Here is a 24,478-nt window from a genome sequence, read left to right as displayed (position 1 = left end):
GGGTGGCGAAATCGGCAGTGGCGGATTCGCTGATCAATTCAACGTTTAAACAGAAAAGTTCAGAGATGCCTTCGCTCAGTTCAAATGACACCACATCAAAGGCAATGTCGGCTGTTGAACTGAAGGTAAACCGCACATCCTGTGGACGGGACATAGTTGCTCCTGAGTGCGTGCACAGGGGGCAGAGTTAAGTTGCTCTGTGCGCAGATTGCGGTTTATAGGCAATGGCTTAGATTGAATGCCATGAACTTTAAAGATGACTTTTGAGTTCGTCCTCTTCCGTATTCCTTATATTGCGTAGGAAGATTCCGTAATTAAGTTCTTTGCGGGAATTATTCGGGCGCGGTAATCATGTGCAGGCAGCAAATTTTGGGGCGGGCATGCGCGAATTAGCTCGCCACAAGAGCAGAGTCTGCAGTTGGCTGAGCAATTTTTTGCAGCGCCTGATCATCTTGGTGTTGCACGCTGTAACGGCCAAGGTTTCCTGTTGGAAGGTGCTGAGCAAGGATGTGGCCGAAGAGGTGCAACCGTATCGGGCCGAGCATGGAATAGATAAAACTTTCCCAATTAAAGGAAAGATCTGACAGATCTCTAGCAGAACTGGCCGATACAGTCCGCGCTCTTCAAATAAGTTGGCCAGCATCAATCGGCGCGGTCGGTCTTAATCAGGGAAAATACTGCATGCGCCTTATTCGTCGACAAGATCGCGAACGACTTGGAATTAGCTTCAGAAATATAGAATCCCCATTTTTTGCAAAAGCGAACGTCGAGCTTGCTTTGCATTTGCCCCATACGCCTCTTAACTTATTTCATGTTGATGTGTTCGGTCGGCCAATGAGTGACCAACAAATCGTAGACGCTGTTGAAAACAGTGATTTTTGTGTGTGGGTGTTGGAGGTGGTGTCGTTGCCGGTTCACTTTTAACGGTCCCTGTCGTAGCAGGTTTATGTATTTTACTTGGCTTACAGCGTTATGCGGGGTAATGGTTGTGGGGGCTGGCTCTTTAACTTCAGGCATTGCTGGAGAGTTGGCTGGGGATGTGATCTACGAGATCGTGAAATGAGTACTGTCGATTTTGTCATTGGTTGTCTATGTGGTGCAGTAATTATCTGTATGTTTGTTTGGATAGCTTTTGCGCTTCGAATTGCATTTACTCAGATGGATTTGATGTTGGGGTTTTTACGAAACTGCTCTTTTATTGATAGTTTGGCGAAATTTAAGCAAGGCGGGCTTTGGGGTAAGTTGCTGCTGGTTGGTAGTGTTTCAGGGGTTGTAACTTTTCCCGGTTTATATATTAGGCGCGGAATTGTTGATGCTGAAGATATCAGGCGGTTTCCAGTGCAGCTCAAGCGTAGGCTAGTTTTTTTGCAGTGGGCTGGAATCGTGCTAGTAAGTTTGCTTTTTTTGCTTGTGTTGGTTAGCAAGATTTTTGGTTGATTTGAGAAGTAACGGTATCGTTGCTAATAAATGGCTTTCTTTGTTGATCGAGCCTGCCTCAATACGGCGAGTTAATCACTGACAAATTTTTGAGAGTGCTTGGTAAATTTAAATGCCGCTGAATTTTTCTTCGGCTATGTTTGTAGCGCAGTGCTGATTAGCTCAGGGTTAGTACTGTGGCTTCTAGGCAAAAGTAGCGGCTTGCTTGCCTAAAATTCATTCATTGGTAGCCAACGCATCACCCTCTGTGATGCGATCCATCCTCCAAGGTGTCTGGTTGTAAGCTGTAGCTTTACCTAGACGACCAGCCAGCCTTCCATTTCACGGTCACGGGCCATCAGCGCTCGAAGGCCATCACGAATGACTTCGTTTTCAGTGGGGTATTGACCAGTAGCAACTTTGGCTTTCACCGCCTCGCCCATCTGATTGGGCCAAGTGATGCTGAAGTGTTGAGTGCTGCACATGATGTGCTTCCCGTGACTCTCCATCCTGAAAAAAACACCTGGCCGCTATCGAAATTACGGGGCCTTCGGTTTGCTTCGTGTCTTCTAAAAATCATGACGCTTCATCACAGTACATTGCTGGGCAATTTGTAGGATATTTCTGCTATCGTCGCAGGTAAAATCTCAAGCCTGTGTCGGCGGGCGCTCCTACTATTGTTAAGTGCTAGCAAAAATGAAATTGAAGCCCCAGCAAATCAATCAGTTTCTTGAAAATTTGAAATTTTCCGTCGTCAGCCATACGGATAAGATCTGCATTTGGCGTTATAAACATGGCGAGTACCTGATCGTAAATGTGAAGAATATTTCAGGAAAATCTGCCCTGGTAATTGATCCCGGTTTGGCGGCGCGAGTTTCTGAACTTCAGAGTGTTAACGGTGTAATTGTCGGGAGCGAATATATTCACCATAGCAACATGACCGTATTTCCAAAGCGCTTGAATCAAGGTGGGGAGTTGATTCACTACGGTATACCCGTATCGCTAGAGTCTGAAAGTTCGTTAATAGGGTTGTTGAGGATTTTGTATCCGTCGCTTACTGACGAACTGGTAGGTGCAGGAGGGCTCTCATTTGCAGGCGAGGTTTCTGCCCCCGAAAGTCAGCGTGTTACCCATTCAGAGTTGCTAGCGTGGTTTGAACAGCGTACAGGGCAAGTGCTTACTTGGGAGCAACTCCAGAATGCACCATCTACTGTTGCGATTTCAGCAAAAGGCATTTACAAGCCAAAGGAATCTGACTATGCGTTGTCGATTAGTCAGAGGTTAGACAGTCCTTACAGCGATCAAATGCCCGTTTATCAAGAGAATGGAAGTTGGCACTATACCTATGCTCAAGAGGAGAGCCCGCGTGGGAGTTCCACAAAACTTTTTACTAATCAGGGGCTGTATAGGTGTAAGGAGGATGGAGTGCCTGTGGCTGTTCTTGTGCAGCTTACTAAGAAACCACAAGCCACGACATATAGAGTATTAGGGCTAGCAAAGGTTATTTTGTGGGAAAAAGGGTTCTTTACGCTTGAAAGCACGACTCTCTCAGAGGACGGTATCACCATTAGTGCTGCAAACGAATCGTCTACTTTTTCGCCAGACGGCGTTGAAGATAACCGTACACGAACCTTGAAAGAGATAACTCTACGTCAAGGGCAGGGGGCATTTCGCAGTGGGTTACTTACCGCCTATGAAGGACGTTGCGCTATCTCAGGTTCTGCAGTTCAGCAGGTGCTTGAAGCTGCCCATGTCACGCCCTACTTAGGTAAAGAAACCAATCATATTAGTAACGGACTTCTACTGCGCAGTGACCTCCATACACTGTGGGACAGAGGGTTAATTTATTTGTGTGAGGAACTCAAGTTGCAGCTTAAACCCAGCCTGGACACTTCTGAGTACGCTTGCCTCGCGGGCGAAAAGATTAGGTCTAGAGTGGCGAATACTCCTGAACTCTCAATGGCTGCAGTGAGAGCCCATCGAGAGTGGTGCTGTAAGACTTGAGTGCAGTGGTGGATTTGATGAATTGAGTCCATTCATGTTCCTGGCGGGCTGCAACCCTAGCGCGAACCCGCCCCTATCCACCCCCAACCACCCGCGCCAAACGCCTCACATAACTCCCCACAATCACCTTATGCGCCACCCCCACCGGCACCATATAAATACGCCCATACAGGTTATGGGTGACAACCGACGAAGTAATGGTGAGCAAGCGATCTGCGATCGAGATGCAGATCATCACGTCCAGGTGTCTGTCGCGTTCGGTCAGGATCAGCATCTGTGGGTCGCTGTGCTCCACCAGAAAGAAATCCAGATGATCGCCGACGTGTACGTCTTTGCGCTCGGCGCCCGTGAAGCCGCCGATCCTTTTTACGCCAAATTTTGCGGAGATCGCGTCCCTTATCTGGAACGCTGTTCGCATGAGCAGCCCGGAGTCGGCGGTGATGATGTTCCAGGCGTCAAGCGGGCTGATGTGCACCGGGAGTTGGACTGATCTGATGTGGTAGTAGTCAAGCTCGGATGGCGTGCGCAGTGTGGGTGCAGGGGAGGTGATGGCCAAACTTTTTCCCTTCCGGTGGGCTGATTTCATTTATCACAAGGTCTTGAGCCCTACACACCCTAGAGAATCTCTACCACAGGGGTGATGAGCTTGGCGCCCAGGGCGATTTCTTCGGCCAGCACGCTTTTGAGTGTTTCTTTGCTGCCTTCTTTCATGGTTTCGGCCAGGCGCTGGCGGATTGAAAGCCCGTGGGTAAGGCAGTGCGGCGTTGATTTCAGGGCTTCCAGGCCTTTTAAGGTCAGGACGGCTCCCGAGACTTGGGTGTCGGGGCAGATTTCGCCGGTCAGGTAGCCGGTGCCGATAAGCCAGCGGACGGTGGCATTAAAAAAATCAGCGTCGCTTGCGGGCAGCTCCAGCAGGCACAGGTCGTTGCCTTCAGAGGTGAAGGTGGGCGTCGCCAGTTTTTTTGCGACGAGGTCGTAGGGGATCGGGAAGTGCTCGTACAGCTCGGCAAAAATTTTGCCAGCCAAGTCATTGAATTTATCGATATTGGTATCTGACATGTCGCAGGGCTCCGATAACAGACACTCAGCCTAAGAGGTAGCTCGATTGTAGCTCGCTCCTGTCTGGCTGGCTTCACTCTGGCTCAGCTCTTTGCAGGCGTCATGATCCGGCAAAGGAAAAAAACATCGACTACAGTCATCCACTGCGCAGGCGTGTGCGTATTAATAACGGCGGTACTGCACGTTACTCGATAAGGATATGGAGTTATTTAATGTCAACGTTATTGGCAGTGAGACCCAAATTAGAGAGAAACATAGAGTTGGCCATTTGGGCGGGCATCGTGGCCGGCGTTATTTCGGCGCTGGTGAAGTCGGGCTTTGAGACTTTAATTCCGCCGAGAACTCTCAGTACCACACCGCCCCCGGTCGTGCTTTTGGAGAAGCTCGGTTTTAACGTGGATCTCATGACCTACGAGTGGATGGGGTACAGCATCAACTGGGGTGGTAATGGTGTTCACATCCTGTTTTCAATCGTGATGGCGATTATTTATTGCGTGGCGGTGGAGTTTTTACCCCGAGCAAGAATGCTGCACGGTGTTGGTTTTGGGGTGGGTGTTTCGGTGTTTGCCCACGGTCTGGTCGTTCCGTTGTTGGGGCTTTCGGGGTGGTTGTGGCTGGCGGGCTCGCAAGCGCTGATCTCGGAGTTTGTCGGCACGGCGTTCTGGATTTGGACGATTGAGGCGGTCAGGCGTGACCGTCGCTACAGCATTCCTCGCAATCAGTTATAAATTTGGTTTCCTGCGACTGGCGATGACTGTCTGGCGTCAGTCGGTTATAAAAGACAGAAATAGACCAAAAGGGGAGCGGTATGAAAAACCGGGTTCAAAAAAAGCATGTGTTTTTGATTATTTTTATTGCCTTTGCCGTGTTCAGTTTTTTGATGACTAACTGGGATCAATCACTTTGATTTAGTGAGTCGGCTTACGCCGCGCAGGTGTTTAAGCCTTACTCGAACAACAAAAAAGGGTGACCTCAACCGGTCACCCTTTTTTGCGTCTGCGCTTTTACATCATGCGCGCATGTTGGTCCCACAAAATCCAGATCGTTCCTGCAACGATTAACAGCAAGATCAATGACGTAAACAGTATGAGCATCAGGTCATCGCGGTGTGATTTGCCCAAGTCGATGTGCAAGAAAAAGCGCAAGTGCACTACCACTTGCACCAACGCCAGGAAGCCCAATACCGCGAGGGCCTGGGTGCCTGTAACGACCTTGAGCCAGACCAGGCCGAAGGCGATCAGGGTCAGGACCAGGGCCAACACGAGGCCGATGCAATAGCTGCGCTGCTCGTTGCCCGGTTGCGTCTGCACAGTGTTGCTCGATGAGGTTTCCGGGTTCATGTGGCGACTCCGAACAGGTAGACGAAGGTGAAGATGCCGACCCAGACGATGTCGAGCATGTGCCAGAACAAGGCGAGGCGTAAAAGCCGCAGTTTGACCGGTGTATTGACCCCCAGCGTCATCACTTGCACCGCCAGCACGATCATCCAGAGGATGCCGGCCGACACGTGCACGGCGTGGGTGCCGGTCAATAAGTAGTAGGCGGACAGAAAGCCACTGGTTTGCGGCCACGCATCGTGGGTTTCGATCATCACGTAATAGTCGTGGAGTTCGAACGCCACAAAGGCCGCGCCAAGCACAGCGGTGAGACCCAGCCAGCCCAGAAGTCGGGCGCGGCTGGTGCTGTACTTCATGGCCAAAATGGCGAAGCCAAAAGTGAAGCTGGATAACAGCAGCAAGAGCGTTTCGATAAAGGCCGAGCCCAGGTCAAAGACCTCGGCAGGCGTCGGGCCATGGGCGATGCCTTGGCTGCTCATGGCGGCATAGGTGGCAAAGAGCGCGGCAAACAGCACCAGGTCGCTCATCAGGAAAATCCAGAACCCGAAGATGACTTCTGAGGCTTTGGCGTGGCTCTCGCGGTCTGTCACGTCCAGGTTCACCCCGGGGTGCAGAGAGTGGGGCGCATTCATAGGGCTGACTCCAACACGTCATCAGGGAGTTTCTGGCCGGGCTGCCCGATTCTGTCCGGGGCGGCCTTGCCCCGGTTTTTCGGGCTCATTTCCAGGTCGCGGGTCACGCCGGGCGTGGCCCGTACGGCAGCCAAAAAGGCTTCGTGTTCCGCTTCGACGCGGCTGGCCGGAATAATCTCGGTTGTCTGTGAGACAAACGAACGTGCGATCACCACAGCCCAAGCGGCGACAAACGAGAACACCACCAGCCACCAGATATGCCATACGAGGCCAAACGCCAGGGTGAAGCTGAAGACGCCGATCAATGGCGCCGCCATGGAGTTGCGCGGGACTTCGATGTCGCTGTATGCCGCGGGCGAGCGATAGGCCTGACCGGTTTTCTTGGCTTCGGTAAAGGCGTCGCGGCCATCGACGTGAGGGATGACCGAGAAATTCCACGCCGGTGGAGGGGACGGGATCGACCACTCCAGCGAACGCCCGTCCCAAGGATCGCCCAGCAACACATTGAGTTGGCGGCGCTGGCGGATCGACACAGCGATCTGCACCAGCAAGAACACCGTGCCGAGCAGCAGCAATGCGGCGCCGAGCATGGCCAGTGCAAACCAAGGGGTGAACGACGGATCGGACCACATCACGGTGCGCCGTGGCGCGCCATTCATGCCGAGCCAGTAGAGCGGGAAGAACGCCAGCAGAAAGCCGGGTGCCATCGACCAAAACGCCGCTTTGCCCCAGCCCTCGTGCAAGCGGAAGCCAAAGGCTTTGGGGAACCAGTACTGCACGGCGGCAAACATGCCAAACAAAACGCCCGGAATGATCATGTTGTGGAAGTGCGCGATCAAAAACAGCGAGTTGTGCACCTGAAAGTCGACGGTGGGGTTGGCCAGCAGAATGCCGGTCATGCCGCCGAGGACAAAGGTCAGCAGGAAGTTGATGTGAAACAGCATCGGCGTGGTGATGCGGATTCGGCCGCGGTACATGGTCAGGATCCAGTCGTACACCTTAACCCCGGTCGGAATGCCGATGATCATCGTGGCAATACCGAAAATGGCATTGACGTTGGCACTTTGGCCCATGGTGAAAAAGTGATGCAGCCACACGCCGAACGAGAGCACCGCGATGCACATGGTGGCGTAGACGAGCGAGGTGTAGCCGTAGATCCGTTTGCCGACAAACGTTGAGACCACCTCTGACCACACGCCCAGGGCCGGCAGCAACAGGATGTAGACCTCCGGGTGCCCGAACAGCCAGAAGAGGTTGGCAAAGTTCATCATGTTTCCGCCGTCACCGTTGGTGAAGAAGTGGAAACCGACGTAGCGATCCAGCGCGAGCATGATTGTGGCCACGGTGAGCGGCGCCATGGCGAAGATCATCAAAATCGAGGTGCAGAGCGTGGTCCAGCAGAACAGCGGCATGCGAAACATCGACATGCCAGGGCAGCGCTGTTTGTACAGGGTCACGGCAAAGTTGAGCCCGGTCAGGGTTGAGCCGATCGACGCCAGGGTGACTGACCAGATCCAGTAATCCACGCCTTCACCGGGGCTGAACTCAATGCCGGTATAGGGCGGATAGCCACTCCAGCCGCCGGTTGAAAACTCGCCGACGACCAACGAAACCATGATCAAACCCGCGCCTGCCGCCGTCAGCATCAACGAAATCGCATTCAGCAGCGGGAAGCTGACATCGCGCGCGCCGATCTGCAGGGGCATCACGTAATTCATCAGGCCGGTGATGAACGGCATCGCCACGAAAAAGATCATGATCGTGCCGTGGGTGGTAAATAGCTGGCCAAAGTGATCAGCCGAGAGATAGCCCGCGCCATCGGCGGCCGCGAGTTGCTGAGAACGCATCACGCCCGCTTCGATCAAGGCCCGCAAGAACATGACCAGGGCGATGACGATGTACATGATGCCGATTTTTTTGTGGTCGACACTGGTCAGCCAGTCCCGCCACAGCGGCTTCCACCAATGCATGACGGTCAGCAAAACCACCACACCGATCGCGCCGAGTATCACAATACTGCCCGCCCCGGACGCCACGAATTCGCTGGTTGACGGGTGCTTGATGGCGCCGGCAAACACCAGTGAGTCCCAGCTAAGTTGCCCGAAAATAGTCTCCCAACTCACTGTTCTGCCCCTTTTGTGCTGGTGTGTTGAAGATGCTGTTCATGCCCTGGTGATGGCTGGGCGCTAGTCGCTTTGGCGTGCCCATGGCCGCCGGTGAAACTGCCGAGAACCCGCTCGAACAAGCCGTTTTCGACACTGCCGTAATAGCGCGGCGCATGCTCGATGCTGGGTTTGAGCAGCTCTTGGTAAGTGCTCAGGTCCAGTGTCTGCGCGCTTTGGCGGGCGTCACGGACCCACGCGTCGAATTGCCCGGCCGGCATCACCACCGTGGGGAACGATTGAGTGGCAAAGCCATCGCCGTTGTACTGCGTGTTACGCCCCCGGTACTCACCGGCGCGGTCCGCCATCAGGTTCAATTGCGTGGTCATGCCGGCCATGGTGTAAATCTGCCCGGCCAGTTGCGGGATCATGAAGGACTGCATCACCGTGCCGCTGGTGAGCTTGAGGCGCACCGGGCGGTCTTGCTCCAGTGCCAGGTAGTCGAGGGTGGCGATGCCTTGCTGCGGGTAGATGAAGAGGAACTTCCAGTCCAGCGAGACCACTTCAATGTCCAGCGGGTCGCTGCCAAGTGGGCGGTACGGGTCATATTTGTGCGTGTGCGCCCACAGCGCCGAACTGAGGACAATGATCAGAATGATCGGTATGCCCCACAAAACGGCTTCATTACCCCAGTTGAAATCCCAGTCAGGCCGATACGCGCCCCGACCGCCGCGGCGATAACGCCACAGCACCCAAGGGACGAGGATAAATATCGGCACGACGACGATGAGCATCAGCGAAATAATCGTCTTGAAGTGCTCAAATTGCGCGGCCGCAATCGGGCCTGCGGCGTCGATAAAACCGGCGTTGGCGATCGCCGTGTCAGCAGATGGAGCGGCTTGCGCCAGTGCGGGCAGCAGAAGGCCCGAGACAATCAGAGCGCAGGGTGTGATTCCTTTCACGCGGTAATCTCCTTGAGTCTTACAACTTGATCAGCGCTTTGTTGAGGGGGCTTTAGTCAAGGCATGCGTTCAGATGACCTCCAGTGCAGGGTTCGTCAGGCGACTGCCGGGTGATTGATCGGTACAGGGTGTCAGTTAAGGCTGGAGCGTTTGACCCGCACCGGCACTGATTTGTAAGCCGGAATACCGCTCTGCGGGTCAATGTTGTCCAGGGCGATCAAACAGTTGGCTTCCGGGTAGTAAGCCGCCACCGAGCCGGGCGCGATGGCGTGTTCTACGGCCGTCAGTTTCTCGTAACGCATCTGCCGGCCCGAGGTCACCGTCTCGATGTCCACCAGATCACCGTGGGCCAGACCGCGTGCCTGCAAGTCTTGCGCGCTGATGAACAGCACATCGCGCCGGCCGAAGACGCCCCGGTAGCGGTCATCCAAGGAGTAAATAGTGGTGTTGTATTGGTCATGGCTGCGCAAGGTCATGAGCCGTAGCACATCCTCGCCTTGCACCACCCAGTCTTCATCCACACCTGGGTACACATAAAACTCGGCTTTACCGGAGGGCGTGTGCCAAATGCGTTCGGTAGGCGGCAAGGGCAATCTGAAGCCGCCGGGCACACGGATTCGCTGGTTGTAGTCTTCAAAGCCGGGGATGGTTTTTTCGATCAGGTCCCGGATCAGGTCGTAATTGGCCACAAGTTCCGGCCACGCAATCGACAAATGCGGCAGTGCAGCGCTTGCCATCCCGGCCACGATCGCCGGTTCTGAACGCAGGTGCTCGGAGGCGGGGGGCAAGCGACCGGCAGAGGCGTGGACCATGGACATCGAGTCTTCAACGGTAATCGCTTGCGCGATGCCATTTTGCAGGTCCAGTTCTGTACGGCCCAGGCAGGGGAAAATATAAGTCTCTTTCGCGACCAGCAAATGTGAGCGGTTCAACTTGGTGCCGATATGCACACTCAGGTCCAGCTGTTTCATGGCCGGGAAGCATTGCTCGGGGTCGGGCAGCGCCACCGCAAAGTTTCCGCCCAGGCAAATCAGCGCCTTTGAGGTTCCGGCAACCATGGCTTGCATGGTTTGCACCGCGTTGTGGCCTGGGGCAGCAGGGGGCTTAAAACCCAAGGTCTGTTCAATTTTTTGCAGAAAGCTCGCCGAGGGTTTCTCCGTGATACCCACCGTGCGGTTGCCCTGCACATTGGAGTGCCCGCGCAACGGGCATATGCCGGCGCCCGGTTTACCCAGATTGCCGCGCAGCATCAGCAGATTGCACAGCGAGCGCACGTTTTCGGTGCCGGCATTGTGCTGGGTGATGCCCATGCCGTACGTGATGATGGTGGCATTGGATTTGGCATAGGCTGCCGCGACTTGCTCCAGCGCTGAGCGAGTGAGCCCGCTGTGGCGTTCGATCAGCGACCACTCGGTCGCGATCAAGTCTGCTTTCAGTGCTTCAAAGCCTTGGGTATGAGTCGCGATAAACGCGTGGTCCAGTACTTCACCGACACGCTCCTCAAGTTCCAGTACAGCTTTCATCACCCCTTTAACCGCAGCCACGTCACCGCCTGCTTTGACATTCAAGTAGGTGGAGGCAATCGGTGTTGATCCATAGGTCGCCATTTCAACCATGTTCTGCGGGTCGGCAAAGGTCTCCAGGGCACGTTCTCGGATAGGGTTAAACACCAGGATCGGTACTTTGCGGCGTGACACCTCATGCAGCGTGCCCATCATCCGCGGGTGATTCGTACCCGGATTATGGCCAATGGAGATGACCAACTCGCACAGATCAAAATCATCAAGAGACACCGTGCCCTTACCAATGCCGATGGACTGGGGCAGGCCGACACTGGTGGGTTCATGGCACAGGTTGGAACAATCAGGGAAATTGTTGGAGCCCAAACCGCGGGCAAATAACTGGAACAGATAAGCCGCTTCGTTAGAGGCCCGACCCGAGGTATAGAACTCAACTTGAGTGGGGTCGAGGCTGCGCAGGACCTCGCCAATACGTTCAAACGCAACGTCCCAGGCCACGGGCTTGAACGTGTCAGAGGCGCGGTCATACACCAGCGGGCAGGTCAGGCGCCCGTAGTTTTCCAGCTCGTGATCGCTGCGATTGAGCAGGGCGCTGACCGTGTTTTCGGCAAAAAACTCCGGTGTCACACGTTTGCTGGTCGCCTCCCACGTCACAGCCTTGGCGCCGTTTTCACAAAATTCGAAGGTTGAACTGTGCTTTTTGTCAGGCCAGGCGCAACCAGGGCAATCGAACCCATCGGGTTGGTTGGTTCTCAGGAGCGTGGTAACGGCCTGCACATTCTCCATTTGTTCGCGAATGGCATTCGCGGTGGCCTTTAACGCGCCCCATCCTCCGGCAGGCGCTGTGTAATCACGAATACCCTCGACCTTTCCTTGCTTGGACATGTTCACTCCTTGAACCCCAAAAAACACGCTCTACGACAGCGTTGAGCCTGAGTCCGGGCGCACACCAACAAACTGACTCACGGTTATAAGTCTGTTTTTTATAAGGTTATTAGCGGTTCGATTGACCATAGGTAAGCGATCTATATCTGTCAAGAATGCCGCCGCTACCCTTTATAAAGCCTGCGCAGATGAGTTACCGGGCGTGTTTATGTTATTAAGTTCAGCCCAACTGAAGGAGCAGACATCTATGGAAGACACCCTCGCCATCATTGCAACGATGACGCAGTCCGCTGACTTTAACGGCGCTTATGAACACGCCGTTCCGCTTGCGCAGCAGTACCCCAATGCAGTGGCTGCGCAAATAGCAGCGGCTTATGCGTGTGACCGCGTGGGTGATGAAGAACAAGCCCTGGTTTACTATCGCAAGGGCTGGGCGCTTGGCGTGCCTGAAGAACACCGATTTCAGTTTTTGATCGGGTTTAGCAGCACCCTCAGGAATGTAGGGTGTGCGCATGAATCACTCGAGTGGTTACAGCTCGCCAGGGCTGAACAACCAAACAATGCGGCGCTTGCTGCGTTCACTGCGCTGGCTTTGCACACCGTTGGTGAGACCAAATTGGCGCTCGCCACCATGCTGGAGGCTGCTTTAAAAACGGCGGATGGCAACGGGCTGGCACCCTATACCCGAGCGCTGACAGAGTATCGGGATGAGCTGTTAGTGGCTGCCGGGAACCCGCAGCAGAATTCAAGTATTGAGACGGATGAGCCCAGTACTTCGGCTTGAACCCATCAGATTTTTAGCACTTTGCGGGGGACCAATTGCCTGACTTCTTCAATTGATTTATAGGGGATCAGGCTGCTGGGAAGTTTCGAGGTGCTGGACAAGTTATAAACGCTAAAGTCAGTATCTATGACCTTTTCTGCCATCAGTTCAAAGGAGGGCAGAATGCGAGATTCCATATGCTCATCCAGCACGCAGGGTGACTTGTTTGATTGAGCCGTCTCATAAAAACGCCCTGTATCAGGGCATAAATCTACCCCGACCATAAATACTTTATTGAAGCCCGCGTGATAGGCAACTTGCAAAGCAAGATAGGCCACTGTTCTGGCGTCGAAATAACCTTCACTTAAATCTTTACTGAAGCCGATACTGCTGTTGCGGCCTGTATGGAATTTGGAGCGGCGGATCAAATTACCAGGCTCGGCTGAGAATAAATCTCTCCAAGTAGATTTAGCGGCTTTTTTCAAGGCGTAAAATTCGCCGGATGGCAGAGGAATGTCATGCAGCACATAATCTTCTCGCAGCACTACGCGCTGGCTAAGTGCCAGCCCTGCGTGGAATAAGCGGCTTTGCTGGGTGAAGAAGCCAGAGTCGGTGCAGACATAGAAAAAAGGGTTGATTGAAGTATTCAGGAACATCGAAATCGCGCCGTTCACCACAATCATCGGCACGTGTTTGAACTCATTTAGAGGGAAGTCTTTGGCTGAAGCACCCGAAGCAATGATAAATACAGCACCCTCAGCGATATCCTTGCAACCCGACAGTGCAAGCGGCGTAGGAGAATGGGTGGAAATATAGGTGCTGGCAACGCCCATGGCTTTGAACCCTCTGGAGCAGAAACTGAAGAACCTTACGCCCATATGTGCAGAGCATATGTAGTCCTTTTCCAGTATAGGTGTGGGATATTGACTTCACTCATGAAAAATCTGTCAGTTTGGTAGTTTTGAAGCAATTATCGCGCGCAATTTCACTGAATTTTCACAACTGTAAAGAAGTGTTAGTTGTCTTAACATTAATTAATAAAGTGAGCTTGATCTGGTTGATAGTTTTGGCCTTTAGTGCGCACTCATTAAGTAGGATTGGATGTGGGCGATTTTTTAACATCATTTTTAAACAGGCTATCAGCAGAGGTGTTCTGTGGAGCACACTTTTTGCAGTATTCAGGTCTTGCAGTGGGTGTTTGGACGTATTTATGGGAGAAGGCAGGATCAGGCACGAAATGTGAATGGTCGATAATGACGGGGGGGTTGCACTGAGATGATGCCTTTTTATGATGGTTGCTCCAGATTGGTGATTTTTGACAGGCTAGCCGATAAGAAAACGTCCACGCGTTAGTGTGAAAGTATTTTTTATGAATGGCTTAATTTTATTGGTGTTGGGGGGTTGCAGTGTCCTTATTGAAAGAAGCGTTAGAGAGTCATGATGAAAATCCGGATCAAGCAAGAAGTCTGTTAGCGCGCATAGAGTTCAGTACTCTTGAAGATAATGAAAAAAATACTTATTTCTGGCTGATTAACCATGTAGTAGGGGAATTGCTCTCGGACTGGGAAAGTGCATTCCTTTGGCTGAATGCTAATAAGTGTGAAGGCATGGAGGCGTATTTTAAATTTTTATCTGTCGCTGCTTACTTTTCTGGTCATCCTGTGCAAGCTTTTAACGCTGAGTTTGAGTACTCCCGTTTGGCAAATGTCAGTGTGTCGGAAACTAAAGCCTTGGTGAACTTGTTGTGTGTGCAATCAGCGCGGGGCGACGAGTCCATAGTGAATTCGCTTACGCTGTTGAGCAACTATGCTTCATCATTCATAAGCCCGGCGAGTCCTGTCACGGGTAAAAGTATGGCTGCGGCGTTAAATAATATCGTCTCTAAATTGATTGAGGATCCACGTTTGGAGGCTGATGATCCGTTCCACAAGCACACAACGATTGAGGCTGCCTTGGTTTGCAAGCAGCTATGGCGAGATTTTGGAGTGTGGGTAAATCACGAGCGGAGCTTGTATTTGTGTGCGCTGACTTATAATCGATTCTCAGAGTGGAAATCTTCTGTCGATTGTGTTGAAGAGGCTTTAGGCATAATCGCGTCGAATGGTTCTGAAAACGTGGATAAGGCCTTTTTACTTCTAGAACTTGCCAAGGCCCAACAAGGTTTAGGCTATAGAGCAGAAGCCGAAAACTGTCTTGATGAAGCCGATTGTATAGCCAGGGACTTTGATTCACACCTCAAACAGTGGTTTGCAGGTCGACGGTCCAAGGCTATATCTCAGCTATCTATTTAATTCCCATAGTCACTTGGCAAACTTCTTGGCCGCAATGACACACACAATTACCGCGCCGGTCACGCCAAACATGCCAAGGGTCACCGTTTCATGCAGAAAAGTAGCGGCCAGGGCCAGCCCGAAAAAAGGCTGCAACAGTTGAAGCTGGCCCACAGCGGCAATACCGGCCAGGGCCAGGCCGCGATACCAGAAGAAAAAGCCGATTAACATGCTGAACACTGAGATGTAGCCCAGGCCGAACCACGCAGGCGGGCTGATGCCTGCGAAAGAGGCGGGGGCCACGATGCAGGCCAGTGTTGCCATGATTGGCAGCGAGAGCACCAGCGCCCATGAAATAACCTGCCAACCGCCCAGGGTTCGCGACAGTTTGGCGCCTTCGGCGTAGCCAAGGCCGCAGATCAGGACTGCCAACAGCATCAGCATGTCGCCTCGGGCAGAGGCGGTTAGCCCTTGTGAGATGGCAAACGCGATCACCAGTGCGCTGCCCAGAACCGAAAAGAACCAGAACGCCGGGCGCGGGCGTTCACCCCCGCGCAGTACGGCAAAGGCGGCAGTCGAGAGCGGCAGCAGGCCGAGGAAGACGATGGAGTGCGCCGAGGTGACATGCTGCAAGGCCAACGCGGTCAACAATGGAAACCCCAGCACGACGCCGATCGCCACGATCAGCAGTGAAAACAGCTGGCTTCGATCCGGGCGTCTGGCTTTAAGCGCCAGCAGAATGCACAGCGCCAGCACCCCGGCGATGGTGGCCCGGGCAAAGGTCAGAAAAACCGGATTAAACTCTTGCACGGCGACGCGGGTCGCGGGCAACGAGGCGCTGAAAATGACCACGCCGATAAAACCGTTGATCCAGCCGGAAAGGTTTTTCTCGTTCGCTGGGGTGTGCAAATTAGAGGTGCGTTCCATCGGGTCTCACGCTCAAGGCTAAGGGCAGGATTGCTTTAGGCGCATGCTATGGCTGAAGATTGATGACAATCAAAATATTGTCATGGATACATATTCCGATGCCCCGTTCCCGATACAAATCGCTGGTTGACTCGTTTGCCGCTGATATCCGCTCAGGGCGATTGTCACCGGGTACACGCTTGCCTACGCACCGCCAGTTGGCCGCGACACAAGGGTTGGCGCTGGTCACGGCGAGCCGGGTGTATGCAGAACTTGAGGCCATGGGGCTGGTCAGCGGAGAGACCGGGCGCGGGACGTTCGTCAGGGAGACGTCGCTGCCGCCAGGTCACGGCATTGACCAACCGAAAGTCACGGCGGGCATGTTGGACCTCAACTACAACTACCCGTCCGCGTTGGGGCAAGCCGACATGCTTCGCACTGCGTTGCGGCAACTGGCGTTATCCGGGGATCTGGAGTCGTTGTTGCGTTACCAGCCACATGGCGGCCGCCTGCACGAGCGGGCGTCAGTGGCGAGGCATCTGTCAGCTCGCGGTTTGAACGTCCCGGCCGAACAGGTGTTGATCGTCAATGGTGCTCAGCATGGGTTGACGGTGGCGCTGATGGCCTTGTTAAAACCTGGCGATGTGGTGGCTGTTGATGCGCTGACCTATCCGGGGTTTAAAGCGCTTGCGCAGACCCTGCACCTGGAAGTTTTGTCCGTGCCGGTGATCGACTGCGGCCCTGATCTCAATGCATTGGAAAAACTCTGTTGCAGCCGTTCAGTCCGTGCGGTTTACAGCATGCCGACACTGCACAACCCACTGGGTTGGGTGATGAGTCTTGAGCAGCGTCAGCAGTTGGTCGCCATAGCGCGCACCCATGACCTGCATATTATTGAAGACGCTGCCTACGCTTTTCTTGTCGAAAACCCACCGCTGCCTATCGCCGAACTGGCGCCAGAACGGACAATTTACGTGTCAGGGCTTTCCAAAAGCGTTGCTGCGGGCTTGCGTGTCGGCTTTATGGCCGCCCCCGGCCACCTGATCGCGGCATTGGAGCGCGTGATCCGAGTGACCGCGTGGAACACCCCCGGCGTTATGACTTCCCTTGCCAGCGCATGGCTGGAGGATGGAACCGTCAGCCGTCTGGAAGTGCAAAAGCGCCAAGACGCACATGCCCGACAAAACATTGCTGACGAACTCCTGGCTGGGTTGCGCACTGTCCGTCATCCGTACTCCTACTTTATCTGGCTGCCTTTGTCTGAAGACGCCCGCGCAGAGCAAGTCGTGTCAGCCCTGATGCGCGAGCACGTTTCGGTGTCGTCTGCGCAGCCATTTGCGACCTCGACCCATGTGCCGCGTGCGATTCGTCTGGCGCTAGGGTCAGTAGACTTGGCGTCACTGCGTGAGGGGCTGGCGAAAGTGAAGTGGGTGGTTGATGAGTATTCGTAGGGTTTAGCGCCGGGTTTGAGCTGCCACTGAGTTCTTCAGTGGCAGGCCGACCTGTGCGGGTGGTTCAAATCCCTGAGCGTGTCATTGGGCTGAGTATCTGGCTCCCCAGATTCAAGGCTTGGGTCACCAGGTTCCTCAATTTCAGCGGGTTTTCGCCCTGGACGTGCTGCGCAAGTTTTTCTCCGAGAGTGGGGGTGCCATCCTGGCCTTCGGCAAAGGCTCGAAGGATCAGCAGACCATTGCTCGTAAGGACGACTTCAAAAAACGAAACGCCTGACATGCCGTCGAAATGGATGTAACCGACGTCGGCCAGCCATTTGACGGTAGCCAGAAACAGGTTTTCTTCTTGGCTCAGTAGCTGGCGGTTGCTGTCTTCGAGGGTGTTGTAGTCGATGAATTCTTCTGCGCTCAGGGTGATGGGCAGCGGGAAATTGCGGTAAAGGCGGCCGAGAATCAAGCCGGTGTAGCTGTCGAACAGTTCTATGTTGTTGGACGGCAGGTCGTTGACGGCGTGCGTGCTTTTATCTTTGGCAGAACCAGCAAATCCTTTGAACATGCGAACCTCTTCCAGTGGCGGCTGCGTGCCGCGTTCAAACATTTGTCCCTATGGGTATAGCACAGGCCCTGAAGATGGGCTGAATCGCGTACACCCCGTAGCAGTTGACGAGCCTTGCGAGGCTACGTCCGGGCGCGCAGCGGCCGTAAAAGAGCCAAGATCAAAAGATCGCGAGGCAAGCTCGCTCCTACAGTTTGAATCGCGTACAACCCGTAGCAGTTGACGAGCCTTGCGAGGCTGCGTCCGGGCGCGCAGCGGCCGTAAAAGAGCCAAGATCAAAAGATCGCGAGGCAAGCTCGCTCCTACAGTTGTATTGCGTACAACCTGTAGCAGTTGACGAGCCTTGCGAGGCTACGTCCGGGCGCGCAGCGGCCGTAAAAGGGCCAAGATCAAAAGATCGCGAGACAAGCTCGCTCCTACAGTTGTATTGCGTACAACCTGTAGCAGTTGACGAGCCTTGCGAGGCTACGTCTGGGCGCGCAGCGGCCGTAAAAAGAGCCAAGATCAAAAGATCGCGAGACAAGCTCGCTCCTACAGTTGTATTGCGTACACCTGTAGCAGTTGACGAGCCTTGCGAGGCTACGTCCGGGCGCGCAGCGGCCGTAAAAAGAGCCAAGATCAAAAGATCGCGAGCAAGCTCGCTCCTACAGTTGTATTGCGTACACCTGTAGCAGTTGACGAGCCTTGCGAGGCTACGTCCGGGTGCGCAGCGGCCGTAAAAAGGGCCAAAATCAAAAGATCGCGAGACTAGCTCGCTACAGTTTTAATGCGCCTCAACTTCAAGCCCATGCAGCTCGCAATACTCCGCCCATTCCATGCCTGCCATTTGCGCCACTTCGCGGTGCACTTCAAGGCGCTGCGCTTGAAAGTCTTCGGGCGTTTCACTGGTCAATTGCAGAGTCAGTTCCCAGGCAAAAAAGCCCAGTCGTTCAGCCTCTGCTTCGAAGGCTTCGTTGAGGCGTTCCTGGCGATATTTCTGCATGGATTGGCCCGCCGCGCGGGCTTCCAGCGGGTTTAGATTGTCGAGTTTTGTGGCCAGTTCCGGGCGTTCGCCTAGGAACCGGTCAAGGGCTTTTTGATGCCGAGGTCCAGGTTCGGTCACACAGGTCTCCACGTAATGAAGGTTATAAACACAGCATAGACTGCGCGGGCCAAGGAGCTCAACGCCGCTCATGCTGCTTGCGATAAGCCCCCGGTTGCACGCCGATCGCTTTGGTAAATGCCCGGGTAAAGGCGGCAATCGACTGATAGCCCACCGCACCACAGACTTGCTCGACGGTGTGCCCGTTTTGCAACAATCGGCAGGCATGGCGCATGCGCAACGCCAGCAAGACATGCCCCGGTGATTGCCCGGCCTGTTCGCTAAACCGTTTAAAAAACGCCGAGCGCGACAGGCCAGTGCAGGCGGCCATGCTTTCCAGTGTCCAGGGCTGCTCGGGGTGTTCGATCAGTTGCTCCAGCAAGCTGGAAAACAGCGGCTGCCTCGCCAAGGCAACCAAGCCCCCGAGGTTCGGGTTGTCGCCGACTTGCTGGCGTAAGACGTATAGAAATAGCAGGTGGCTCAAGCGCTCAAGCAGGGCTGACGATGGCCCCGGCGTTCGCTGACATTCTTCCAGTATTAACTGGAAAAGTGTGCGCGCTGCGTGGGACGAAGGGTCGTCCGCGCGTAAGAGAATCCAGGCGGGCAGGGCTTCGATGATCAGCGCCGAAAGTCCCGGCTGAAAATGGAAGAAACCACAGACCAGGCCCACGCCATCTTCCGCCTGGCTGTCGAGCGCTTGCATGGTTTGGCGCGGCAGTTGCACCGCCAGGCTTGGGTCTTGGGCGCTAGACAACCGGTACTTCAAGTCTTGCAGCAGAAACAGCGCATCCCCCGCGTTGAGTTGCACGCCCGTGGTTTGCCCTTCCGCATGCAGCCAGCATTGACCCTGCACGACCATATGGAAACTGGCGGGCGCTAACCCCTCGGTGCTGCTGTGCCAGCCACCGCAATAACGGCCGACGTGAAACAGACTGGCATCCAGCTCAAGGCTTTCTAATAACCAATCGATTAGTGGGGTGGAAGAAATCATCTAATGGAAACACTCAGGAGCAAGTAATCGCTACTTTAGAATATGGAATGAATTTTTTATAACCAACAGACTGTTTAGACACCTTACGCAGGAGTCACCACATGTCTCGCGTCACCCTTCATACCCTGGAAACCGCACCGCAAGCCGCCAAGCCATTTCTGGAAACCGCGCAAAAAAACTCAGGATTTATTCCGAACTTGCTAGGGATTCTAGCCAATGCGCCGGCGGCATTGGAAACCTATGTCACGGTTTCGGCGCTTAACGGCAAGTCTGAGCTGACCCTGCCTGAGCGCGAAGTGGTGCAGTTGATTGCTGCCACGCGCCATGGTTGCGATTTTTGTGTGGCAGGGCATACCGCTGTGGCGCAAAACAAGGCAAAGCTGCCAGACGAAGTGGTGACGGCGCTGCGCGGCCAAACCGAGCTGCCCATTGAACGACTGGAAGCGCTGGCGGCGTTCACCCGTGAAGTGATTGCCACCCGTGGTGATGTCAGCGACGGCACTTACGCCACCTTCAAGGCCGCTGGTTTTACCGAAGGCCAAGCGCTGGAAGTGATTCTGGGCGTAAGCCTGGCGACCTTGTGCAACTTTGCCAACGTCTTCGCGCGGACCCCGTTGAACCCTGAGCTGGCGCGTTACAGCTGGAACAAACCTGCGTAATCAGCGGGCCACGATTTTAAGGAGAGACCCACATGCTCGACCCCGTACTCAGTCATTGGCTGGAGACCGAAGCCGAGGCGCTCGACTTGGGCCACAGCGACCCGCAGACCGTTCTGTCACAGCTGGCGGCTGCCAATGTGCTGCGGGTCGGGGTCGACCCGGCATTGGGCGGCAGCGGCGGCTCCGTCGTCGATGCTATTGAAAGCGTGGCCAGTGTCGCCAGTCACTCGCTGGCCTCGGCGTTTGTGTTTTGGGGCCAGCGCGCGTTTATCGAATACGTCCTGCAAAGCCCGAACAAGGCGCTGGGTGAGCGCTTGCTGCCCGATTTGTTGAGCGGACAACTGGCGGGCGCGACGGGCCTGTCCAATGCCATGAAGTTTCTGTCGGGGGTCGAGACCCTGCAAGTAAAGGCGCGGGCCGAGGCCAATGGCTGGAGCCTCAACGGGCGTTTGCACTGGGTGACCAACCTGCGCAAAAGCGGGTTTGTGGTGGCGGCAGCGATTGATCGGGAAGAGGGCGGTACGCCGTTTGTGCTGGCGATCCCTGATGCCCTGCCGGGGCTGACGCGCTCGGCGGACCTGCAACTGATGGGCTTGCAGTCGAGCAATACCGCAGCCATTGATTTGCAAGCTGTTCAGGTGGCTGAAGAGTGGTTGTTGCACGACAACGCCAAAGTGTTTTTGCCCGCCGTGCGCCCGGCCTTCCTGGGCTTGCAATGTGCCATGTCCATTGGTCTGGCGCGGCGTTCGCTTAACGAAGCGCAAGCGCATCTGCAAGGCCCACGCGCAGACTTGCTCGAACTCCTTGAAGAACAACGGGCGGCTCTTGAAAGCCACGTTACAGCCCTCAAGGCCGGGCTGCTGGACGGGCGTTTTCTGACGCAACCGGCAGCGCTGTTCAAGATCCGCATCGCCTTGGCCGAAGCCACCGCCAGTGCCGTGCAATTCGAACTGCAAGCCAGCGGCGGCAAGGCTTACTTGAGTGCTTACGGCAGCGCGTTTGCGCGGCGCTGGCGCGAATCGGCCTTTGTGCCGATTGTGACCCCAAGCCTGGTACAGCTGCGGGCCGAGTTACAGCGTCAAAGCCAGGCCAGTGCGCAATGAGCGCGGTGGTGCTGGAGGCGCGCCAGATCACCCTGGGCTATGCCCATGACGCGGGTTGGCAGTCAGTGCTGGAAGGCTTTGATCTGCAATTGATGCCCGGTGAAGTGGTCTCGGTGCTGGGCCCCAGCGGCGTCGGCAAGTCCAGCCTGCTGCGGGTGCTGGCCGGTTTGCAGACGGCCCATGCTGGTAGTGTCAGCGTGCTGGGCCAGCCGCTCAGCGCACCGCATCCGCGGGTGGCGGTGGCCTTTCAAGACCCTAGCCTGTTGCCGTGGCTGAGCCTTGAAAGCAACGTCGCGTTTGGCCTTGATTTCGCCAGCCAGCCCACAGTCTCCAGCGCCGAACGAAAGGCGCGGGTGGACCAGGCCATTGCCGAGGTGGGTTTGCAGCACGCACGCGGCCAGTACCCGGCGCAATTGTCAGGCGGCATGGCGCAGCGGGTCGCATTGGCGCGGTGTCTGGCCCGCCAACCCCACGTGCTGTTACTCGATGAGCCGTTTGGCGCGCTCGACGAAGTGACCCGCGCCGACATGCAGCAGCTGTTGCTCAAAGTGATCGAGCGGCACAACACCGCCGCATTGTTGATCACCCATGACATTGACGAAGCCCTGCTGCTCAGCGACCGAATTCTGCTACTGGGTCACAGCCCGGCGCAGACGGTGGCGCAGTGGCGCATTGATCTGGCGCAGCCGCGCGACGAACGGATCGATGAACTGGGTGCCTTGCACATAGACATTCTTAAAACCCTTCGGCGGGCAAGCCGCAAACCCGATGCAGTTATTGACCCTTTGCCCAACTCGCTGGAGCGTGAACATGTGCCTGGACGACTTTACCCACACTCGACGTGACATTTTAAAACTCAGCGCCATGCTCACCGCGGCGGGCGCTTTGCCAATGCTGGCAAGCTTGCAAGCGCGGGCGGCTGCCGAGCCGGATGCGCCCGTTCGCATTGGCTACCTGCCCATCACCGATGCCACGCCCCTGCTGGTTGCGCACAACAATGGCCTGTTCGAAGCCGAAGGCATAAAGGCCGAGCGCCCGGTGCTGTTGCGCAGTTGGGCGCAGGTGATCGAGGCGTTTATTTCAGGCCAGGTCAACGTGATCCACTTGCTGTCGCCGATGACGGTGTGGGCACGTTATGGCAGCAAGGTACCGGCCAAGGTCGTGGCCTGGAACCATGTGGGCGGTTCGGGTTTGACCGTGGCGCCGCAGATTACCGACGTCAAGCAATTGGGCGGGCAATCGGTGGCGATCCCGTTTTGGTACTCGATCCACAACGTGGTAGTGCAGCAGTTGTTTCGTGAAAACGGTTTGCAGCCGGTGACACGGCCCGTCAACAGCCCGCTGGCCGCGAACGAGGTCAACCTGGTGGTGATGCCGCCTTCAGACATGCCGCCAGCACTGGCCACCCAGCGCATCGCCGGCTACATCGTTGCCGAGCCGTTCAATGCCCTGGCTGAAGACCTTAAGGTTGGGCGTGTGCAGCGCTTTACCGGGGACATGTGGCGCAACCACGCCTGCTGCGTGGTGTTTATGCACGAGCATGACTTGAACAATCGCCCCGAGTGGTCGCAAAAAGTCGTGAATGCCATTGTTAAAGCGCAAGTCTGGACCCGCGACAACCGTGAACAGGCCGCCAAATTGTTGGCTAAAGACGGCGAAAATCGCTACACCCCGCACAGTTCGCAAGTGTTGCAGCGGGTGTTGTCCCCAGCGGCCACGGAGCGCACGGGCTATGAACATGACGGTGCGATCCGGCACGCGAACTGGGACGAACAGCGCATCGACTTCCAGCCGTATCCTTTCCCGAGCTACACCGAAGAGCTGGTCACGCGTCTCAAACACACGCTGATTCAGGGCGATAACGGTTTTCTGGCTGACCTTGACCCCAAGCAGGTGGCGCAGGACCTGGTGGACGACCGTTTCGTCAAAAACAGCATTGCCAGCGTCGGTGGCCTGAAAGCGTTCGGCCTGCCCGATAGTTTTGAGCGCACCGAGGAGTTCGGCTTTTGAAAACGCTTACACCTTCACCTGCACGCCAGTGGCTGCTCGGCGTGGCAGGGTTATTGAGCCTGTTACTGCTGTGGTGGCTGGGGATTGAGCTGTTCGGCAGCGCGCAGGGGCTTTCAGCACGATTCTCGCCGCAGGCCACCTTTGCCAGCCTGTTTGACTTGCTCGGCAGTGCACAGCTCTATGACAACGTCTGGGTGAGCGTAAAGCGCATTCTGATCAGCTTGCTGATGGCCCTGTTGATCGGCGTGCCTCTGGGCCTGTTGATTGGCGGTTCGCGCAACCTTGAAGCGGCCACCACGCCAGCGTTTCAGTTTTTACGGATGATCTCGCCGCTCTCGTGGATGCCGGTGGTGGTGATGCTGATGGGCGTAGGCGATCAGCCGATCTACTTTTTGCTGACGTTTGCCGCCGTGTGGCCGATTTTGCTCAATACCATCGCCGGTGTTCGGCAACTGGACCCGAGGTGGTTGCAATTGAGTCGAAGCCTGAGTGCCACGCGTTGGGAAACCTTGCGCCGGGTCATTCTGCCGGGGGTTCTGGGGCATGTCTTGACCGGGGTGCGGTTGTCGATAGGGATCTTGTGGATCGTGCTGGTGCCGTGCGAAATGCTCGGTGTGAGTGCCGGTTTGGGTTACTTCATTCTCGACACGCGTGACCGCCTGGCTTACTCCGAACTGATGGCCATGGTGGTGCTGATCGGTGTGCTGGGTTTTGCCCTGGATGCTTGCGCGCGCAGCCTGCACCGGCGTTGGGTGCATGCCTGAGCCGTTG

25 protein-coding genes and 1 pseudogene are annotated in these 24,478 nt (G+C 55.4%); 13 read left to right on the top strand and 13 right to left on the bottom strand.

What is annotated here, in order from left to right:
• Positions 1–380: 380 nt before the first annotated feature.
• The 3 genes from QMX84_RS16015 to QMX84_RS16005 all read left to right on the top strand — a co-directional run bounded on the left by QMX84_RS16015 (position 381) and on the right by QMX84_RS16005 (position 1,437).
• Positions 381–584, top strand: coding sequence for a hypothetical protein (locus QMX84_RS16015; RefSeq protein ID WP_282364265.1), 204 nt, complete (start codon positions 381–383; stop codon positions 582–584).
• A gap of 97 nt (positions 585–681) precedes the next feature.
• The gene (locus QMX84_RS16010; RefSeq protein ID WP_282364264.1) at positions 682–924 is read left to right on the top strand and encodes a hypothetical protein; all 243 of its coding nucleotides are present in this window, start codon (positions 682–684) and stop codon (positions 922–924) included.
• Between the two features lie 135 nt (positions 925–1,059).
• On the top strand, positions 1,060–1,437 hold the full coding sequence (locus QMX84_RS16005; protein WP_282364263.1) for a hypothetical protein: 378 nt from the start codon (positions 1,060–1,062) through the stop codon (positions 1,435–1,437).
• 305 nt (positions 1,438–1,742) lie between these two features.
• On the opposite strand, the pseudogene QMX84_RS16000 reads toward QMX84_RS16005, so the two are convergent.
• A pseudogene (locus tag QMX84_RS16000) lies at positions 1,743–1,901 on the bottom strand (type II toxin-antitoxin system ParD family antitoxin); the annotation flags it as partial.
• A 211-nt stretch (positions 1,902–2,112) separates the two neighbouring features.
• Between QMX84_RS16000 and QMX84_RS15995 the strand changes: the two are divergent.
• On the top strand, positions 2,113–3,420 hold the full coding sequence (locus tag QMX84_RS15995) for a DUF2002 family protein (protein ID WP_282364262.1): 1,308 nt from the start codon (positions 2,113–2,115) through the stop codon (positions 3,418–3,420).
• Positions 3,421–3,493: 73 nt separating this feature from the next.
• Here the strand turns inward: QMX84_RS15995 and QMX84_RS15990 are convergent, their stop codons facing one another.
• Together QMX84_RS15990 and QMX84_RS15985 are read right to left on the bottom strand one after the other, a co-directional pair.
• Positions 3,494–4,006, bottom strand: coding sequence for a DUF2867 domain-containing protein (locus tag QMX84_RS15990; protein WP_282364261.1), 513 nt, complete (start codon positions 4,004–4,006; stop codon positions 3,494–3,496).
• 29 nt (positions 4,007–4,035) lie between these two features.
• Complete coding sequence (locus QMX84_RS15985) at positions 4,036–4,479, bottom strand: hypothetical protein (protein WP_153336140.1); 444 nt, start codon at positions 4,477–4,479, stop codon at positions 4,036–4,038.
• Positions 4,480–4,691: 212 nt separating this feature from the next.
• Here QMX84_RS15985 and QMX84_RS15980 point away from each other — a divergent pair, with 212 nt between their 5' ends.
• Positions 4,692–5,207 carry a DUF1440 domain-containing protein gene (locus QMX84_RS15980; protein WP_153375044.1) on the top strand — a complete coding sequence of 172 codons (516 nt, stop codon included), beginning with the start codon at positions 4,692–4,694 and terminating at the stop codon, positions 5,205–5,207.
• A 276-nt stretch (positions 5,208–5,483) separates the two neighbouring features.
• Here the strand turns inward: QMX84_RS15980 and cyoD are convergent, their stop codons facing one another.
• The 5 genes from cyoD to QMX84_RS15955 all read right to left on the bottom strand — a co-directional run bounded on the left by cyoD (position 5,484) and on the right by QMX84_RS15955 (position 11,917).
• A complete protein-coding gene (gene cyoD / locus QMX84_RS15975) occupies positions 5,484–5,819 on the bottom strand; it encodes a cytochrome o ubiquinol oxidase subunit IV (RefSeq protein ID WP_282364260.1) in 336 nt (111 codons plus the stop codon).
• Positions 5,816–6,448: a cytochrome c oxidase subunit 3 gene (locus tag QMX84_RS15970; protein WP_153332732.1), complete on the bottom strand. Its 633-nt coding sequence runs from the start codon at positions 6,446–6,448 to the stop codon at positions 5,816–5,818. Before QMX84_RS15970 ends, cyoD begins: the two co-directional genes overlap by 4 nt.
• A complete protein-coding gene (locus QMX84_RS15965) occupies positions 6,445–8,571 on the bottom strand; it encodes a cbb3-type cytochrome c oxidase subunit I (protein ID WP_282364259.1) in 2,127 nt (708 codons plus the stop codon). The genes QMX84_RS15970 and QMX84_RS15965 overlap by 4 nt, the downstream gene beginning before the upstream one ends.
• Entirely contained in the window at positions 8,568–9,512 is a 945-nt protein-coding gene (locus QMX84_RS15960) for a COX aromatic rich motif-containing protein (RefSeq protein WP_282364258.1), read from the bottom strand. Before QMX84_RS15960 ends, QMX84_RS15965 begins: the two co-directional genes overlap by 4 nt.
• Before the next feature lie 131 nt (positions 9,513–9,643).
• A complete protein-coding gene (locus QMX84_RS15955) occupies positions 9,644–11,917 on the bottom strand; it encodes an FdhF/YdeP family oxidoreductase (protein ID WP_282364256.1) in 2,274 nt (757 codons plus the stop codon).
• A gap of 247 nt (positions 11,918–12,164) precedes the next feature.
• Between QMX84_RS15955 and QMX84_RS15950 the strand changes: the two genes are divergently transcribed.
• Positions 12,165–12,701 carry a tetratricopeptide repeat protein gene (locus tag QMX84_RS15950; RefSeq protein ID WP_262126721.1) on the top strand — a complete coding sequence of 179 codons (537 nt, stop codon included), beginning with the start codon at positions 12,165–12,167 and terminating at the stop codon, positions 12,699–12,701.
• Between the two features lie 5 nt (positions 12,702–12,706).
• Here the strand turns inward: QMX84_RS15950 and QMX84_RS15945 are convergent, their stop codons facing one another.
• Positions 12,707–13,513 carry a lipopolysaccharide biosynthesis protein gene (locus QMX84_RS15945; RefSeq protein ID WP_262126722.1) on the bottom strand — a complete coding sequence of 269 codons (807 nt, stop codon included), beginning with the start codon at positions 13,511–13,513 and terminating at the stop codon, positions 12,707–12,709.
• Positions 13,514–14,086: 573 nt separating this feature from the next.
• On the opposite strand from QMX84_RS15945, the gene QMX84_RS15940 reads away from it, so the two are divergent.
• Entirely contained in the window at positions 14,087–14,971 is an 885-nt protein-coding gene (locus QMX84_RS15940; RefSeq protein ID WP_262126723.1) for a hypothetical protein, read from the top strand.
• Between the two features lie 9 nt (positions 14,972–14,980).
• Here the strand turns inward: QMX84_RS15940 and QMX84_RS15935 are convergent, their stop codons facing one another.
• Positions 14,981–15,877, bottom strand: coding sequence for a DMT family transporter (locus tag QMX84_RS15935; RefSeq protein WP_282364255.1), 897 nt, complete (start codon positions 15,875–15,877; stop codon positions 14,981–14,983).
• Positions 15,878–15,975: 98 nt separating this feature from the next.
• On the opposite strand from QMX84_RS15935, the gene QMX84_RS15930 reads away from it, so the two are divergent.
• Positions 15,976–17,307 carry a PLP-dependent aminotransferase family protein gene (locus QMX84_RS15930; RefSeq protein ID WP_282364254.1) on the top strand — a complete coding sequence of 444 codons (1,332 nt, stop codon included), beginning with the start codon at positions 15,976–15,978 and terminating at the stop codon, positions 17,305–17,307.
• Between the two features lie 64 nt (positions 17,308–17,371).
• Here QMX84_RS15930 and QMX84_RS15925 read toward each other — a convergent pair whose 3' ends face one another.
• From QMX84_RS15925 to QMX84_RS15915, 3 genes are all read right to left on the bottom strand, one after another.
• Positions 17,372–17,863, bottom strand: a complete 492-nt coding sequence (locus tag QMX84_RS15925) for a hypothetical protein (protein WP_282364253.1) — start codon at positions 17,861–17,863, stop codon at positions 17,372–17,374.
• Positions 17,864–18,626: 763 nt separating this feature from the next.
• Positions 18,627–18,965: a DUF6388 family protein gene (locus tag QMX84_RS15920; protein ID WP_282364252.1), complete on the bottom strand. Its 339-nt coding sequence runs from the start codon at positions 18,963–18,965 to the stop codon at positions 18,627–18,629.
• 58 nt (positions 18,966–19,023) lie between these two features.
• Entirely contained in the window at positions 19,024–19,935 is a 912-nt protein-coding gene (locus QMX84_RS15915; protein WP_282364250.1) for an AraC family transcriptional regulator, read from the bottom strand.
• A gap of 101 nt (positions 19,936–20,036) precedes the next feature.
• Here QMX84_RS15915 and QMX84_RS15910 point away from each other — a divergent pair, with 101 nt between their 5' ends.
• Genes QMX84_RS15910 through QMX84_RS15890 form a run of 5 tightly spaced genes read left to right on the top strand, consistent with a single transcriptional unit; the run spans position 20,037 to position 24,471 of the window.
• Entirely contained in the window at positions 20,037–20,594 is a 558-nt protein-coding gene (locus tag QMX84_RS15910) for a carboxymuconolactone decarboxylase family protein (RefSeq protein WP_282364249.1), read from the top strand.
• Between the two features lie 32 nt (positions 20,595–20,626).
• A complete protein-coding gene (locus tag QMX84_RS15905; RefSeq protein ID WP_282364248.1) occupies positions 20,627–21,697 on the top strand; it encodes an acyl-CoA dehydrogenase family protein in 1,071 nt (356 codons plus the stop codon).
• The gene (locus QMX84_RS15900) at positions 21,694–22,542 is read left to right on the top strand and encodes an ABC transporter ATP-binding protein (protein WP_282364247.1); all 849 of its coding nucleotides are present in this window, start codon (positions 21,694–21,696) and stop codon (positions 22,540–22,542) included. The genes QMX84_RS15905 and QMX84_RS15900 overlap by 4 nt, the downstream gene beginning before the upstream one ends.
• Positions 22,508–23,707: an ABC transporter substrate-binding protein gene (locus QMX84_RS15895; RefSeq protein WP_153332751.1), complete on the top strand. Its 1,200-nt coding sequence runs from the start codon at positions 22,508–22,510 to the stop codon at positions 23,705–23,707. The genes QMX84_RS15900 and QMX84_RS15895 overlap by 35 nt, the downstream gene beginning before the upstream one ends.
• Positions 23,704–24,471: an ABC transporter permease gene (locus QMX84_RS15890; RefSeq protein ID WP_282364245.1), complete on the top strand. Its 768-nt coding sequence runs from the start codon at positions 23,704–23,706 to the stop codon at positions 24,469–24,471. Before QMX84_RS15895 ends, QMX84_RS15890 begins: the two co-directional genes overlap by 4 nt.
• The last annotated feature ends 7 nt before the right edge of the window (positions 24,472–24,478 follow it).

The organism is Pseudomonas sp. PS01297 (assembly GCF_029959305.1).
GTDB classification, from domain to species: Bacteria; Pseudomonadota; Gammaproteobacteria; order Pseudomonadales; family Pseudomonadaceae; genus Aquipseudomonas; species Aquipseudomonas helleri.
This window is presented reverse-complemented; position numbering and strand designations above follow the sequence as displayed.

Coding starts and splice junctions, on each gene's coding strand:
- QMX84_RS16015 (WP_282364265.1), top strand. CDS start 381: ATGCGCGAATTAGCTCGCCACAAGAGCAGAGTCTGCAGTTGGCTGAGC.
- QMX84_RS16010 (WP_282364264.1), top strand. CDS start 682: ATGCGCCTTATTCGTCGACAAGATCGCGAACGACTTGGAATTAGCTTC.
- QMX84_RS16005 (WP_282364263.1), top strand. CDS start 1,060: ATGAGTACTGTCGATTTTGTCATTGGTTGTCTATGTGGTGCAGTAATT.
- QMX84_RS15995 (WP_282364262.1), top strand. CDS start 2,113: ATGAAATTGAAGCCCCAGCAAATCAATCAGTTTCTTGAAAATTTGAAA.
- QMX84_RS15990 (WP_282364261.1), bottom strand. CDS start 4,006: ATGAAATCAGCCCACCGGAAGGGAAAAAGTTTGGCCATCACCTCCCCT.
- QMX84_RS15985 (WP_153336140.1), bottom strand. CDS start 4,479: ATGTCAGATACCAATATCGATAAATTCAATGACTTGGCTGGCAAAATT.
- QMX84_RS15980 (WP_153375044.1), top strand. CDS start 4,692: ATGTCAACGTTATTGGCAGTGAGACCCAAATTAGAGAGAAACATAGAG.
- cyoD (WP_282364260.1), bottom strand. CDS start 5,819: ATGAACCCGGAAACCTCATCGAGCAACACTGTGCAGACGCAACCGGGC.
- QMX84_RS15970 (WP_153332732.1), bottom strand. CDS start 6,448: ATGAATGCGCCCCACTCTCTGCACCCCGGGGTGAACCTGGACGTGACA.
- QMX84_RS15955 (WP_282364256.1), bottom strand. CDS start 11,917: ATGTCCAAGCAAGGAAAGGTCGAGGGTATTCGTGATTACACAGCGCCT.
- QMX84_RS15950 (WP_262126721.1), top strand. CDS start 12,165: ATGGAAGACACCCTCGCCATCATTGCAACGATGACGCAGTCCGCTGAC.
- QMX84_RS15945 (WP_262126722.1), bottom strand. CDS start 13,513: ATGGGCGTTGCCAGCACCTATATTTCCACCCATTCTCCTACGCCGCTT.
- QMX84_RS15935 (WP_282364255.1), bottom strand. CDS start 15,877: ATGGAACGCACCTCTAATTTGCACACCCCAGCGAACGAGAAAAACCTT.
- QMX84_RS15930 (WP_282364254.1), top strand. CDS start 15,976: ATGCCCCGTTCCCGATACAAATCGCTGGTTGACTCGTTTGCCGCTGAT.
- QMX84_RS15925 (WP_282364253.1), bottom strand. CDS start 17,863: ATGTTCAAAGGATTTGCTGGTTCTGCCAAAGATAAAAGCACGCACGCC.
- QMX84_RS15915 (WP_282364250.1), bottom strand. CDS start 19,935: ATGATTTCTTCCACCCCACTAATCGATTGGTTATTAGAAAGCCTTGAG.
- QMX84_RS15910 (WP_282364249.1), top strand. CDS start 20,037: ATGTCTCGCGTCACCCTTCATACCCTGGAAACCGCACCGCAAGCCGCC.
- QMX84_RS15905 (WP_282364248.1), top strand. CDS start 20,627: ATGCTCGACCCCGTACTCAGTCATTGGCTGGAGACCGAAGCCGAGGCG.
- QMX84_RS15900 (WP_282364247.1), top strand. CDS start 21,694: ATGAGCGCGGTGGTGCTGGAGGCGCGCCAGATCACCCTGGGCTATGCC.
- QMX84_RS15895 (WP_153332751.1), top strand. CDS start 22,508: ATGTGCCTGGACGACTTTACCCACACTCGACGTGACATTTTAAAACTC.